At 65.3% G+C, this 15,152-nt stretch carries 11 protein-coding genes; 5 read left to right on the top strand and 6 right to left on the bottom strand.

Translation table 11 applies throughout. The features are described from left to right. Positions 1-271 precede the first annotated feature (271 nt). From XM50_RS13275 to XM50_RS13255, 5 genes are all read left to right on the top strand, one after another. Positions 272-3,292, top strand: a complete 3,021-nt coding sequence (locus tag XM50_RS13275) for a TonB-dependent receptor plug domain-containing protein (RefSeq protein WP_231621974.1) — start codon at positions 272-274, stop codon at positions 3,290-3,292. A gap of 875 nt (positions 3,293-4,167) precedes the next feature. Further along, a complete protein-coding gene (locus XM50_RS13270; protein WP_046410163.1) occupies positions 4,168-5,286 on the top strand; it encodes a right-handed parallel beta-helix repeat-containing protein in 1,119 nt (372 codons plus the stop codon). Positions 5,287-5,319: 33 nt separating this feature from the next. After that, a complete protein-coding gene (locus tag XM50_RS20885; RefSeq protein ID WP_231621973.1) occupies positions 5,320-6,798 on the top strand; it encodes an O-antigen ligase family protein in 1,479 nt (492 codons plus the stop codon). Positions 6,799-6,821: 23 nt separating this feature from the next. Next, positions 6,822-8,243, top strand: a complete 1,422-nt coding sequence (locus XM50_RS13260) for an oligosaccharide flippase family protein (protein ID WP_269430583.1) — start codon at positions 6,822-6,824, stop codon at positions 8,241-8,243. Positions 8,244-8,315: 72 nt separating this feature from the next. Continuing rightward, positions 8,316-9,650 carry an AAA family ATPase gene (locus tag XM50_RS13255; protein ID WP_052742572.1) on the top strand — a complete coding sequence of 445 codons (1,335 nt, stop codon included), beginning with the start codon at positions 8,316-8,318 and terminating at the stop codon, positions 9,648-9,650. A gap of 40 nt (positions 9,651-9,690) precedes the next feature. On the opposite strand, the gene phaR is transcribed toward XM50_RS13255, so the two are convergent. The 6 genes from phaR to XM50_RS13225 form a co-directional block, all read right to left on the bottom strand. After that, positions 9,691-10,233, bottom strand: a complete 543-nt coding sequence (gene phaR / locus XM50_RS13250; protein WP_046410158.1) for a polyhydroxyalkanoate synthesis repressor PhaR — start codon at positions 10,231-10,233, stop codon at positions 9,691-9,693. Between the two features lie 339 nt (positions 10,234-10,572). Further along, positions 10,573-11,031, bottom strand: coding sequence for a GreA/GreB family elongation factor (locus XM50_RS13245; protein ID WP_046410157.1), 459 nt, complete (start codon positions 11,029-11,031; stop codon positions 10,573-10,575). Further along, on the bottom strand, positions 11,028-11,945 hold the full coding sequence (gene mmsB / locus XM50_RS13240) for a 3-hydroxyisobutyrate dehydrogenase (protein WP_269430582.1): 918 nt from the start codon (positions 11,943-11,945) through the stop codon (positions 11,028-11,030). The genes XM50_RS13245 and mmsB overlap by 4 nt, the downstream gene beginning before the upstream one ends. Before the next feature lie 75 nt (positions 11,946-12,020). Beyond that, entirely contained in the window at positions 12,021-12,803 is a 783-nt protein-coding gene (locus tag XM50_RS13235; RefSeq protein ID WP_046411653.1) for an enoyl-CoA hydratase-related protein, read from the bottom strand. A 53-nt stretch (positions 12,804-12,856) separates the two neighbouring features. Next, positions 12,857-13,903, bottom strand: coding sequence for an enoyl-CoA hydratase/isomerase family protein (locus tag XM50_RS13230; RefSeq protein WP_046410153.1), 1,047 nt, complete (start codon positions 13,901-13,903; stop codon positions 12,857-12,859). A gap of 99 nt (positions 13,904-14,002) precedes the next feature. After that, positions 14,003-15,148, bottom strand: a complete 1,146-nt coding sequence (locus XM50_RS13225) for an acyl-CoA dehydrogenase family protein (protein ID WP_046410152.1) — start codon at positions 15,146-15,148, stop codon at positions 14,003-14,005. Between the last annotated feature and the right edge of the window lie 4 nt (positions 15,149-15,152).

The raw sequence follows: 15,152 nt of genomic DNA, 5'->3' as shown, positions 1-15,152 counted from the left end.
TGGGTATGCCGCAGGCTAACCGCGTGAGGCGGGCCGCGTCCATGACAAGCAGGTCACGCCTTATAGCGGCCGGTTATGCGCCGCCCTACGGCTCCTACCCATATGCCTGATCTATGGATCAACAAACACAGGTAGGCCGATCTTCCCTTGACGGCTTTCTGCTCCTACCGGCACGTTCCACCCTATCGGCGATCTGCGACAACAGCATGACGCATGCAGGTAGGCACAGGTAACAAAAGCTCTCGGGGGACGGCACGTGCGTGATATTATCTTGTCCAGAACAATGCTCACGGGAACGGCGCTGCTCGCGCTCGCTTCGGGGCTCGCGGCGCCTGCTGCTGCGCAGACGCAGCCTTCCAGCACCGCCACCGCGCAGATCGGCGATCCGGCACCCGGGACCAGCAACGACGGCAATGGCCCGGACGTCATCGTCACCGGCACGCGCATCGTCCGTGATGGCTTCCAGGCGCCCACCCCGCTGACCGTCCTGACGCAGCAGGAAATCCAGAATTCCTCGCCGTCGAACAACGTCGCCGATTTCGTCAATCAGCTGCCGTCGCTGGCGGGCTCCACCCGCCCGGCGAACTCTCGCCTCAACCTTTCCAGCGGTCAGGCCGGCATCAACGCGCTGAACCTGCGCAACCTCGGCGAAACGCGCACGCTGGTGCTGCTCGACGGCCGCCGCTCGGTCGCCTCGACCGTCACCGGCCTCGTCGACGTCAACACGATCCCGCAGGCGCTGATCAAGAGCGTGGAGGTCGTCACCGGCGGCGCCTCGTCCGCTTACGGTTCGGACGCGGTCGCCGGCGTGGTCAACTTCGTCCTCGACAAGAAGTATTCGGGCCTCAAGGTCGCGATCGACAGCGGCATCACCGACAAGGGTGACGGCGGCAATTACTCGTTCAGCGTCACCGGCGGCCTCTCCTGGGGCAGCGAGGGCCGCGGCCACCTGCTGCTTAACGCGGAGCTCGCGCATCAGGACGGCATCTTCCGTGTCGATCGCGACTGGAACGCCACCGGCTACGTCCGCATCCAGAACCCGAACTGGTCCGCCAACAGCACCGAGCCGCAGTTCCTGATCCGTCGCCAGGTCGGCGCGGCGAACTCCACGCCGGGCGGCCTCATCACCGCCTCGACCGGCGCGCGCGCGAACAGCCTGCGCGGCACCTATTTCGGCTACAACGGCGCGATCGGCCAGTATCAATATGGCGCGCTGACCTTCCCGTCGCCGACCGGCACGGCCCCGCCGACGCTGACGCAGGGCGGCGACTGGCGCCTGAATGACTCCGGCCGCCGCATCGGCCTCAGCCCGGAGGACGACCGTCGCGGCATCTTCGCACGCGCCAGCTACGAAATCGCCGACGATATCGAGGTGTTCGCGGAGGGTTCGTACAACACGCAGGAAATCTTCTTCAACGCCGGCCCGAACCTGCAGACCGGCATCGCGCTGAACGCAACCGGCTGCACCACCGTGCCCGTCGGTTCCAACTGCAACGCGTTCCTCTACAACACGCTTGGCCCGGCGGCGCTGACCGGCATCACCGGTGTGACGCTCGCCACCACCGCGGCTGACCTGCCGTTCCGCGCGATCAACAACAAGCGCGAGGTGCAGCGCTACGCCATCGGCGCAGAGGGCAGCACCGAGGTGTTCGGCAGCAACGCGGTGTGGAACGTCTTCGGCCAGTACGGCCGCGCGGACCTGCGTGAACAGCTGCGCAACATCATGAACATCAGCCGGATGGCCAATGCCACCAACGCGGTGTTCGCGCCCGCCGGCAATCCGGGCAACTTCGCGACCGGCTCGATCCAGTGCGCGATCAACGTCGACAGCAATCCCAGCAACAACGACCCGAACTGCGTTCCGCTGAACCGCCTGGGCCTTGGCGTCGCCAATCCGGCCGCCTTCAACTACGTCCTCGGCGATCCGTACCGTGACGAAGTGGTCGAGCAGTACAACGCCGGCTTCAACGTCTCTGCCTCGCCGTTCCGCACCTGGGCGGGCGAGGTCAGCGTCGCGATCGGCGCCGAATATCGTGAGGAAAAGATCCGCGGCTTCGTGCCGACCGAGTTCCAGCCGATTGCGACCACCAACGCCGCCGGCAACCCCACGACGTCCAACGCCTGGTCGGTCGGCAACTACCTGCCCACCAACGGCAGCTACAATGTGAAGGAGGTTTTCCTCGAAACGGTGGTGCCGCTCGGCGCCGGTCTCGAGTTCAACGGCGCAGTCCGCGCGACCGACTATTCCACGGCTGGCTATGTCACCACGTGGAAGGCCGGCGCCACCTGGCAGCCGATCGATGACTTCCGCGTCCGTGTCACCCGCTCGCGCGACATTCGCGCGCCCAACCTGAACGAACTGTATCAGGGCGGCTCCGCGAACAGCGATTCGGTCCGCAACCCGGCCTATACCGCCGACGGCGCCAATGGTCCGGCCAGCTTCGGCTACTCGGGCCTCGTCACCGGCAACCCGCGCCTGGGCGTGGAAAAGTCGGACTCGTGGAATGCCGGTGTCGTCCTGACGCCGCGCTTCATCCCCGGCTTCGCCCTCTCGGTCGATTACTTCGACATCGACATCAAGGACGGCATCACGACGTTCAGCGCGCAGGACATCGTCAACCTCTGCGACTCCGGCAACACGGCCCTGTGCGACGCGATCTCCGAGGATCCCGCGCGCTCGGTCCCGGGCCAGCCGTACCTGCTGATCCGCAGCCAGCCGTTCAACGCGGCGAGCCAGGTCGTGCGCGGCGTCGACATCGACGCATCCTACCGCCTGCCGCTCGACCGCCTGTTCGGCGACACGGACGGGAACCTCACCCTGCGCGGCGTCGCCACCCGCTATATCGACAATATCCTCGACAGCGGCGTGCCGCAGGCGGTGATCACGAACTCGGTCGGCGTGAACGGCGGCCAGTCCACCACCCCGGATTGGATCTATCGCTTCACGGCAACCTACGACACGCCGAACTTCGCGATCACGGCCACCGGTCGCGGCGTCAGCGCGGGCAAATATGTCGCCACCGGCATCGAATGCACCAGCGGGTGCCCGATCTCGACGCCGCAGCAGCCGACCTATGACGTGAACCGCGTGTCGGGTGTGTTCTACGCCGATCTCAACCTGACGCAGAAGGTCCGCTTCGGCGACGCGGACGCTCAGTTCTTCGTCAACGTCACCAACCTGTTCGATCGTTGGCCGCTGCTGCTCCCGGAAACGGGTCTGGCTGCGAACAGCACCTATTCGGACCTGCTGGGTCGTCAGTTCCGCATCGGTCTGCGGATGCAAACCCGCTGATCGCAGATGCGCCGCTACGCTCCTCCGGGGGCGTGGCGGCCGCTGCTCCCAAGGCAACGCAACGTGACAGCATCACCTCCGCCACTTCGGGGGTGATGTTTTGCATCAGGGCTTCGCCCCACCCAGCGACCGTCTCCAGGTCCAGCGTCCACCAGCGTGACCGGGCGATCCGATCCGCCATCTCGGGCGAAAAGCGCCGGCCGATCACCCGCGCGGGCACGCCGCCAACGATCGAGAACGGCGCCACGTCACGCGTGACCACTGCCCCCGCCGCGATCACCGCGCCGTCGCCGACCGATCGGCACCCGCCGACGATCGTCACGCGATCCCCGATCCACACGTCATTGCCGATGGTCAGCGGATTATCGGCCTCCGCGCCGATCGTGTCGCGCGGCACCAGCCCCAGCTTCGCATTGTAGAAGAACGGATGCTGCGTGATCCGCCCGATCGGATGGTCCCGCCGCCGCACGATCAGCCCCTGCCCGACCGAACACCATCGCCCCACCTGAGTCCCACCGGGCAACAGGCCGGGTCGCAGAATGGGCCCATAGGAATAATCACCCACCGAAACCCCGTGCTGCCGTTGCAGCATCGCACGCAAATGACGGGAGTGGAGCTCGCCCCCCTCCCAGCGCTTGATCAGCCGCAGGTACCAGCGATGCGTCCGCCGGCCGCCGTACAAACGGCGCAGCAACATTTCGCGCAGATCCACGATCAATGCCCCCTCCCGGCCGACTGTCTGCCCCGCTGAATATCGGCCATTCGCTCCGACGCGGTGCGAGGTTGATCCGTTCCTGCGCTAACTCCTGCCGGCAGTGGCGCGGCGCGGTTAGAGACATCCCCGGATCTGCGAAGGGGGGAAGGGTCGAGCGTTCATGTCGGCACATGTCATCCCGCCCCTGTTCGGTCTGGCGACGATCTTCCTCGCCAGCACCTCGGTCGTCACCGCGCCCGATAAGCGTGAACTGATCGTCAGCACGGCGCCGCAACTGGTCGCCGCGGTACGCCAGGCACGGGGTGGGGAGCGCATCCGGCTCGCGCCGGGGCTTTACCCGCCCGTCACCCTGCAAAACATCAGTCCGGGCCGCGTGGTGACGCTCACCTCGCGCGATCCCGCCGACCCGGCGATCCTCACCGGGCTCTTCCTGCGCAACAGCGGCAATCTCACGCTCTCCGGCCTCACCCTGCGCAGCGCGGGATCACCGGTGCAGCATGGCTTCACCCTGCACCGGGTGCACGATGTGTCGCTCGATCAGGTTCGAGTCACCGGCCGCCCCGGTCCGATCGGCCGCGCGCAGGACAAGCTTCTGCTCGTCCGCGACAGCCGGGATGTCGGCATCACCCGGTCGGAATTCACCAATTCCTTTACGGCCATTTCGCTGCTCGACACGCATAACGCGACGATCACCGGCAATTACCTTCACCATCTGCGGATGGATGGCGTGCGCGGCGGCGGCAATTCGCACATCGTCATCGCCGAGAATGTGATCACCGATTTTGCCCCGGCGCCGGGCGATCACCCCGACGGCATTCAGATGTGGACCTCGCGTCAGGGCAGCGCCGCATCGAACATCACGATCCGCGGCAACATCATCGATCGCGGGGCCGGCGCTGCAATGCAGGGCATCTTCCTGCGCGATGAAAAGTCCGGCCTGCCCTATCGCGACGTCGTGATCGCCGACAACATCGTCATCGGCGCGATGTACAATGGCATTGCCGTCCTGTCGAAAAGCCCCTCGCTGGTGGTGAAGGACAATGTGGTCGCGCGCTTCCCCGATCAGAAAAGCTGGATTCGGGTTCAGGAGGGCGCTCGCCTCACCGGCAATGCCGCGCCGCTCTACCTGATCGGCACGGCCGCCCCGGTCACGCCGCCCAGCAACACGGTCATGCCGGTCACCGGCGACCGCGGCCGATCCGCGCTGCGCCGCTGGATCAGCAACCGCTCGATGGCCGGTTATCATGCGACGTGGCGGCAACAGGCGCCCGGCCTGTGACGCGCCGCGCGCCGCCGGGATGGCAGCCTGCCAGTGACTGATCTGAACCGGCCGCTCGCGCTCCGCCGCCCTATGGTGACGCCCGCTTCCCGTGCGCGTGGGCCTCAGCGCAAGGGGCCGCTCGTCCGCGTCCACAATGGGCGGCTCGTCCGTACCGATACGGCAGTGGAGCGGCAGCCGCTCGATACACCCTTGCTGCCGACGGAGATGGCGGCAGCACCTGCGCATTCGTCGCTTGCCCGCCGGCTGATGATCATCGGCTTCACCGCCACTCTTTTCCTGCCGTCGCTCTACGATGTCGGATCGATCCGGCTCTCGCCCTCCTTGATCCTCCTGATCGTCACCTTGCCGGTAACTTTGGGCCTGTGGGCAGTCGGCCGCGCGGGGCAGCGGTCGGTGATCGACGCCCTCGTGCTGGCCTTCGCCATCTGGGCCGCCGCCACCCGCTTCCTCCTGCTCAACCCGCGCGACGCGATCGAGCCGGCCGGCGTCGTATTGCTGCAAAGCGCCGGCGCTTATTTCGCTGGCCGCGTGCTGGTGCGCGACGCACCGTCGATGCGCTACACCTTCGCCGTCGCGATCGTCGGCGTCATCCTGCTCGCCCCCTTCCTCATCTGGGAATCGGTCAGCGGAACGAAGCCGCTGCTCGACCTGGCCGGCCGCTTCGGACAGGCACTCGCACCCACCTATATGGAGGAACGCTGGGGCTTCAGCCGCGCGCAGGGCGTGTTCGAACACCCGATCCTCCTCGGCGTCTTCTGTGCAACCTTGATGGCGCCGGCAATCTACATCACCGCCGCCCGTCGCACGCTCGCGTTCCGCAGCGGCATCGCGTCGACCGTGGCCATAGCCACGCTGACCTCGCTGTCCACCGGCGCGCTGCTCAGCATGAACGTCCAGTTCGCGCTGATGACCTGGAACCTGCTGCTCCGCCGCGTCCAGCGCCGCTGGATCATCCTCATCGCCCTGTGCGTCGCCGCCTTTGTCGTGACCGACCTGCTGTCGGATCGAACACCGTTTCACCTCTTCGTCGACTACGCCACCTTCAACACCCGCAACTCCTACAACCGCATCCTGATCTGGGAATTCGGCACGGCAGACGTGATGCGCAGCCCGCTGATCGGCCACGGCACCGACGAATGGGAACGGCCGGCGTACATGAGCAACAGCATGGACAATTTCTGGCTCGTCATCGCCTACCGTTACGGGCTGGTAAGCCTCGCCCTGCTGGCGTCCGTGTTCATGCTCACATTGTTCCGCGCATCAAAGGGCGGCACAGCCGGGGACGATGAGGCGGCAATCCGCCTCGGCTACGTCTTCGCCGTCGTCGCGACGATGGTCGCCATCGTCAGCGTTCACCTTTGGAACAACAGCTACATCTGGCTGATGTTCGTGCTCGGCGCGGGCGGCTGGCTGGTCGAGGCCGCTCGCCCCCGGAACGAGGCCAAAGTGCGCCGGGGACAGGCCGCTCCCCCCGTCGTCGCCGGCCATTTCGCGCCACTGCCATCCTGATCCAAGGCAAGGAATCCATCACCGTGCGCTTACTGCGATCAGGATCGATCGTGCTGTTCAGCAACTGCGTGGACGTCGCCGCGGTCCTCGTGCGCAACGTCCTGCTCGCCCGCTTGCTCTCCGTGACGGAGTTCGGCCTCGCCGCCACCTTCGCCATACTGATGACGATTGTGGAGACATTTCAGAACGTTGGCCTGAACCGTCTCGTGGTGCAGGATCCCCGTGCCGACGATCCTGCCTTCGTCTCCAACCTCCACGGCGCGCAGCTCGTGGTCAGCTTCATGGCGTCCATCCTTCTCATACTGGTCGCCTTCATCTTCGCCGCGGCCACCAATACTCTCAGCCAGACCGGCGACTACCTGATCCTCACCGTCGTTCCGCTCATCAACGCCTTCACAAACCTAGATATTTTCCGAATGCAGCGCGATGGACACTTCGCTCCGCAAGCGCTGCGGTCGCTGCTCTCGCAACCCCTGGGCCTGCTCGCCATCCTGCCAGCCTATTGGTTCTTCCACGATCACCGCGTCGCCCTGGCCGCCATCCTCACGCAGCAGGTGAGCGCCGTCGCCCTCTCCCACGTCGGTGTCCAGCATAGCTATCGGGTCAGCTTCGACGGCACGATCGCCCGGCATGCCTTCCGCTTCGGCTGGCCGCTGGTGGTGAACGGCCTGTTGATGTTCTTCATCCTCAACGGCGACCGGATGATCGCCCTCAATAGGTTCGGCCCGGAATCCCTGGGGTGGTTCAGCGCGGCGCTGATGCTGACGATGATCCCCAGTAATCTCGCCGCCAAGTCCCTCCAGACGCTGGCGCTGCCCGCACTGGCGAAAACACAGGCAAGGCCGCAGGATCATGCACATCTCTACACCGTCCTGATCGCCCTTTCCGCGCTGTTGGCAATGACCTTGACGGTGGGCGCACTGCTTCTCGGAGCGGTCGTGCTCGACCTCCTGTTCGGCGCCCGCTTTCATGCCGCGGCTGCGTACATCGTGCCGCTCGCTTGCCTGAACGCCTTGCGACTATTTCGCGCCGCGCCCGCGATTGCTGCCCTTGCCTCTGCCGAAACGCGCAGCCCGCTTTACGCCAATATCGTGCGGCTCGCCGGCGTGCCGGCCGCACTGGCGATCGCCGCAACAACCGGCAGGATCGACGCCATGATCCTCGCGGGGATCGGCGCGGAACTCGCCGCTGCCTACTGTGCTGGCCTGTTCACCAACGTGCCCCATGGCCGCATGCACGATGGCTATTATGCCACGCTGGCGCTTCTTGCTGCCTCGATCACGCTCGTCCTGCTCGCACACTATGTGAACGGCTATTATGCGCTGTTGCTCGCCGCCCCTTTCGCCATTGTCGGGCTGCGGCTCGCGGGATTGACGGCAAACCGCTCTGCAATCCCTCGGCTCGGCCAGCACAAAGCGGCGGAACAAAGCAAGATCTATCCATAACGGACCAGCCCGCTTGCCGGAACCCGCCCCCAGCATCACCGATGCTGCACGGTAAAATGAGCGGAATACGATATGCGATGGTGGTCTTCCCTGTTCGGCCAGGCACAAGAGCAGGCGACCACGCCGGAAATCGGATCGGCGCCGCACATCGAGCAGCCGGTCGCAACGCCGCGCCGCACGGCGCATGTCCTTCCCCGTTTCCGCGGCACAGCGGTCGATCGCGTCGCCCCCAGCACCAGCAGCTACGACCAGCTTCGCCTCCGGCTAAGGGCGGCCTTCACGCCCGCCCGACCCGTCATGGATCCAACGAGGTTCGCTGGACGGGGTGAATTGCTTCGAACCGTCATACGGGCGGTGGAGGATCAATATTTGCACGTCGTGCTCTTCGGTCCGCGGGGCATCGGCAAGACATCCACGCTGCACGTCCTGTGCGGTATCGCCCGCGAATCCCGTTATCTCGTACGCTACGTATCCTGCGGTGAACGCAGCAATTTCGACGCCTTGTTCCGCGCGATCCTGGCGGACACGCCGCTGTTGTTCCACGACAGCTATGATCCCACCGCCAATGAGATCGAATCCGGCCTCAGCTTCAAGGACCTGCTCGACGATCAGCCGCTGACGGTGGATCTCGTATCCGACATCTTCGATCGGCTTGCCGGAACGAGGCTGCTTGTGGTCCTCGATGAATTCGACCGGGCGGGCGATGCGGATCTGCGCCGGTCGATCGCAGAGCTCATCAAGAACCTGTCCGACCGCGGCAGCCGTGTTCAGCTGATCATCGCGGGAGTCGCGCAGAACCTGACCGAGATCATCGAGCATGTACCCTCGATCCGGCGCAACATCCTGGGCCTGCTGCTGCCCAACATGACGCAGGACGAGATCGCCGACTTGATCAACGCTGGACAACAAGCCAGCGGGATGAGCTTCACGCCCAAGGCGCTGCAGCTCATCAGCCTGGCGGCACTGGGGCTTCCTTATCTGGCCAGCCTCATCGCCCAGCATGCCGGGTTTGCGGCGCTCGAGCGACGCTCCGACCGGGTGGATCACAATGACGTCGAACGAGGAATGGGTCAGGTGCTTGACCATCTCCAGCTACGCATCGCGTCGGGCACCAGATTGCGTGTGGACGAAGCGATACGGGACGGTCACGAGCGGGCATTGGGCAGCCTCGCGCAGGTGTCCCTGATCAACAGCTTTCGACTGCCCGTGGCGCAGATCCCGCGTGATCCGGCCGGCCAGCCGAATACGTCAGCCCTCCTGCAGCCGCTTCATGACAGATATGGCCTGATCGTTCCCGTCGTCGACGAACCAGACACTTATGTGTTCAGCGACGATGGCGTACCCCTGTTCCTGTGGGTACGACTGATGCTCGCTCATGCGCGCAGCTGCAGCGACGCCGCAACCTGACCGACCAATGCTCTCGCCAACGTAGCGCGCGTAGGCCGTCTTAGCCCAGCTTGTTCACTTTCTCCTGAAGGCGGGACAATTCCGCCTTCAGCGCGGCGATCTCATCATCCTTGCTCGCGGGCGGCGCTGCCGTCGCCGCCGGCTTGAACGCGCTGGTCGCGGCTTCGAACATCGCCATGTTGCGCTTGGCCATTTCGGCAAAGGGCGATCCGGCAAAGGCGCCCTCGACCGCCGACTTGAACTGCGCCTGGTTGCGGCGGAAGCTTTCCATCGACGCTTCCAGATAGCCGGGCACCATGGCCTGCATCGAGTCGCCGTACATCGAGATCAGCTGCCGCAAGAAGTTCACTGGCAGCATCGGCTGATCGCCACGTCCCTCCTCCTCCATGATGATCTGGGTGAGGATGCTGTGGGTGATATCCTCGTCGGTCTTGGCGTCGACGACCTTGAACTCGCGGCCATCGCGGGTCATCGCGGCGAGATGCTCGAGCGTGATGTAGGAAGAGCTTTCGGTATTGTAGAGGCGCCGGTTGGCGTATTTTTTGATGATGATCACGCCATCTACGCTATGCTGCTTCTTCATCGCGCTGCCCCGCTAATGATGTCTTTCCGCGGTACAGCATCCCATATGGCGCTGCAACAAGTCTGACCTTTGAGACATCGGTGTCATGCTGCGCAAAAGGCGTGCAGCATGCAGAAACTTAGCTTCACTCGATCGTAGCAAGACCTGACGGCAGCTTGACGGCAGGCGCCGAATTCATGCCTGGGCGCGAAGAGCGCCGTCTGCGCGTCATTGGCCATGCTGCGCAGCATTACCCGGCGACCACGAAGCTGAGGGTCGCCGACCCCGTGGTAGCCACGTACGGCAAGGCTTCCAGAAAACCCGCCACGCGGCAGTCCACCAGACCCGGGCCGCCGCGGCTCAGTCCGGGCGAACGTCCAGAATCGTGATCGCATCCTCGCGTCCGTTGAATGCCATCACCTCGTCCGCAGCTCCGCCGATCAACGCACGGGCGAGCGGTGCCGAGAACGCGACCTTCCCGGCTGCCGGATCGGCCTCGTCATCACCGACGATGACGATCTCCTGCTCCTTGCCGTTGAGCGTGAAGCGGACGCGGCTGCCAAACGCCACCTCGTCCTCCGGCGGCCGCGGGGCGAGCACCGCCGTCACGCGGCGCGTATTCCAGTAGCGAAGCTCGCGCGCGATCTCGGTCGCGCGCATCTCGTCCGCGCCGGATTGTTCCTCGGTCAGCGCCGCGATCCGCTCCTCGATCAGCGCAAGGCCGCGCTCGGTGACGAGATTGGGGCCGCTGGGCAGCGGCAGTTCGAACCGCGGCTCCCGATGCTCCTCGTCGCTCTCCCGGCGAAAGGCGACGCTCACGGCTTGTCCTGAAGCGTGCGGATGATCCCGGAGAAATCGGTCGCCGCGTTGCCACCATTGACGAACGAGGAGTACAGCTCGGTCGCGTGCGTGCCGAACGGCAGGTCGACGCCCGCCTGCTCTGCCGCCCCCATGGCGAGGCGAAGATCCTTGAGCATCAGCGCAGCGGCGAACCCGCCCTCATAATTGCGGTCGGCGGGACTCTCCGGGCCGACGCCCGGCACCGGGCAATAGGTGTTGAGCGACCAGCTCTGCGCCGTCGCCTTGCTGGCGATGTCGTAGAAAACCTGCAGGTCCAGCCCCAGCCGCTCGGCCAGCGCCAGCCCCTCGCAGGTCGCAATCATCGTGCCCGCCAGGATCAAATTGTTGCACATCTTCACGGCCTGCCCCGCGCCGCTGTCGCCCGCATGGATGACCGCCTTGCCCATCGCTTCCAGATAGAGCTGCGCCTCTTCGAACCCCTTTGCGGTGCCGCCGACCATGAATGTCAGCGTGCCGCCATTAGCGGCGGCAATGCCGCCGGATACGGGCGCATCGACGGCCTCAAGCCCGCGTGTCGCCGCCGCCGCGGCCAGCTCACGCGCGGTTGCGACGTCGATGGTGGAACAGTCGATCAGAACGGCCGACGGCGCCGCATTGCTGAACACGGCCTCCTTGTACGTCGCGGCGACATGGGCGCCAGCGGGGAGCATGGTGATGACGGCCTCGGCGCCGACCACGGCCTCTGCCGCGCTTTGAACTGGCAGGCATCCCGCCTGCTTCGCCCGATTGAGCGCCTCGGCATCGAGGTCAAAGGCGCGCACATCATGGCCGGCCTTGGCCAGGTTCGCGGCCATGCCGCCGCCCATGTTGCCCAGGCCAATGAATGCAACGCGTGCCATATTCTTCTCCTTAGCGCCGCGCCGCTGCGGCAGGCGCCTTGTCCCGCGGAGCTGAGATTACCCGCCCCGCTCTTCAATGGTGGTTCGTCCGGATGAGCCGGCGGGGGCTCAGCGCCCCTTCCAGACCCCCTGCCGCTTCTCGACGAAGGCTGCCATGCCCTCCGCCTTGTCCTCGGTCGCGGTCAGGATCTGGAACAGGCGACGCTCGGTCAGGATGCCCTGCGCCAGCCCGGTCTCAAAGGCCGTGTTGACCATTTCCTTGTTCACCATCGCGGCCATCGGCGGCATCGAGGCGATCAGTTCCGCGGTCTTCAGCGTCTCTTCAAGGAGCGAGGCGAGCGGCACCACTTTGGCGACGAGGCCCGAGCGTTCCGCTTCGGCGGCATCCATCATCCGGCCGGTGAGGCACATTTCCATCGCCTTGGCCTTGCCGATCGCACGCGTCAGCCGCTGCGATCCGCCCATCCCCGGCGCGACGCCAAGCTTGATCTCGGGCTGGCCGAACTTCGCCGTGTCGGCCGCGTAGATGAAGTCCGCCATCATCGCGAGCTCGCACCCGCCGCCCAGCGCAAAGCCGTTGACCGCCGCGATCCACGGCTTGCGCGTCGCCACGACGCCGGTCTGCCAGCCGGCGAAAAAGTCCTGCAGGAAGAAATCGGCTGCGGCCATGTCGGCCATCTGCTTGATGTCCGCGCCGGCGGCGAACGCCTTCTCGCCCGATCCGGTGAGGACGAGGCAACGCTGGCTGTCGTCCTTGTCATACGCACCGAACGCCGCCGACAGATCGGCGAGCACATCACTGTTCAGCGCATTCAGCGACTGCGGGCGATTGAGCGTGACGAGCGTGACGGCACCGCGCTGCTCGACGAGGATGTTGGCGTAGTCGGTCATCATTCTCTCCCCATCCCTCGCCGCGGCACTGCCAGCGGCGAACGGTTCATTGGTCAATCGTGCGGCGTCCACGCCTCGGCATCGGGCAGCGGCGCGAAGATCTGGTCGATCACATGATCGCTGACGCCTTCAGGTGTCGCCGGATCCCATTTCGGCGCATTGTCCTTGTCGACGATCACCGCGCGGACACCTTCGAGGAAGTCGTGGCGCTGCACCACGCGTGCGCCGACTGCATATTCCTGGCGCATTTCGTCGGCAAAGCTCGCCATCGCCTTGCCGTCCTTCAGCAGCTTCAGGCTGACCTTCATCGTCTGCGGCGACTTGGTCTTCAGCGTCCCGAGCGTCGCGGTGGCGAACTCACCGCCGTCCGCCTCCAGCGCGGCGTAGATGTCCTCGAGCTTGTCCGATGCGAACAGCCGGTCGATCTCGGCGCGCTTGTCGAGCAGCGCCGCCGGCCCCGGCTCGGCGGACAGCGTATCCAGCGCCTCAACGATCGCGCCGGGATCGGCAGCGATGCGGCGCTTGGCCTCCTCGACCTGATCCGCCGGCAGGTAGTGCGTGGCGAGGCCCAGCGCGAAGGTCTCCGCGCCGTCGAGCCGGTGGCCGGTCAGCGCCAGATATTGTCCGATCCGCCCCGCAAGGCGCGACAGATACCAGCCGCCACCGACATCGGGGAACAGGCCGATGCCGGTTTCGGGCATGGCGAACTTCGTGTTCTCGGTCGCCACGCGATAGCGGCATGGCTGCGAAATGCCGACGCCGCCGCCCATGGTGATGCCGTCCATGAAGGCGACCGTTGCCTTCACATAGGTGAACAGGCGGTGGTTCATGCGATATTCGGTGTGGAAGAATTCACGCGCCTCCGCGCCGTCCTTCGCGCCGCTTTCGGCGAGCATGCGGATGTCGCCGCCGGCGCAGAAGCCACGGCCTTCCGCGTGATCGACGATGATCGCCCGGACGCCATCGTCGCCGCGCCATGCCTCCAGCGCGTCGAGCACGGCGACGCACATCGGGGTGGTGAGCGCGTGGATCGCCTTCGGGCGGTTCAGCCGGATGCGGCCGATCGGCCCGTCGACAAAGGTCAGAACGTCACTGGTCATCCGCAAAATTCCCGAAACTTGTGCGTGAGAGAGAGAAGATAAAGACGTTCGTTTCGCAGGCGATCCTATCTTCTCTCCCACGTACCGCGTGTAGGACAGTTACTGGCGCGTCAGCTCACGCCCCACGATCATCCGCATCACCTGGTTGGTGCCCTCCAGGATCGAATGGACGCGCAGGTCACGCCAGAAACGCTCGATCGGATAATCCATCAGATAGCCATAGCCGCCGTGCAGTTGCAGCGCGCGATCGACCACCGACGAACCGGTGTCGGTCGCCAGTCGCTTCGCCATCGCGGCAAAGCGCGTCTTGTCGGGCGCGTTGGCCGTCACCTTCGCGGCGGCGACGTAGAGCAGGTAGCGCGCCGCCTGAAGCTCGGTATCCATGTCGGCGAGCGTGAACTGGGTGTTCTGGAAATCGGCGATCGGCTTTCCGAACTGCTGGCGGTCCTTGGTGTAGGCGATCGCCTCGTCCAGGCAGCGCTGCGCGCCGCCGAGCGAACAGGCGCCGATGTTCAGGCGACCGCCGTCAAGGCCCATCATGGCGAAGCGGAAGCCTTCGCCTTCCTGCCCGACGCGGTTCGCCACCGGGACCTTCACATTGTCGAACAATACCTGCCGGGTCGGCTGCGCATGCCAGCCGAGCTTGCGCTCATTCGCGCCGAAGGAGACGCCCGGCATGTCCTTGTCGATGACGAGGCAGGAAATGCCCTTGGGGCCATCGGCGCCGGTGCGCACCATCGTCACATAGACTTCATTCTCGCCCGCGCCGGAAATGAACTGCTTCGATCCGTTGACGATATAATGATCGCCCTCCAGCCGCGCGCTGGTCTTCAGCGCCGCCGCGTCGGAGCCGGAGCCCGGCTCGGTCAGGCAATAGCTCGCCATCTTGTCCATGGTGACGAGGCTGGGCAGATAGCGGCCCTTCAGGTCATCGGAGCCGAAGCGGTCGATCATCCACGACGCCATGTTGTGGATCGAGATGAAGGCGCTGGTGGCCGGGCAGCCATAGGCCATCGCCTCCATGATCAGCGCGGCTTCCAATCGGCCGAGATTGATCCCGCCGCTTTCCTCGCTGACATAGATCGCCGCAAAGCCAAGCTCCGCGGCGGCCTTGATCGTCTCGCGCGGGAAGATGTGCTTCTCGTCCCATTCGGCAGCGAAGGGGGTGATACGGTCCGCGGTGAAGCGGCGCGCGAGATCCTGAATCTCGCGCTGGTCGTCGGTAAGATCAAACTGGTCAGTCATGTTC

The organism is Sphingomonas sp. Ag1 (genome assembly GCF_000980895.1).
GTDB classification, from domain to species: Bacteria; Pseudomonadota; Alphaproteobacteria; order Sphingomonadales; family Sphingomonadaceae; genus Sphingomonas; species Sphingomonas panaciterrae.
Note: the sequence above shows the minus strand (reverse complement) of the source record. Positions and strands in the feature narration are given on the sequence as shown.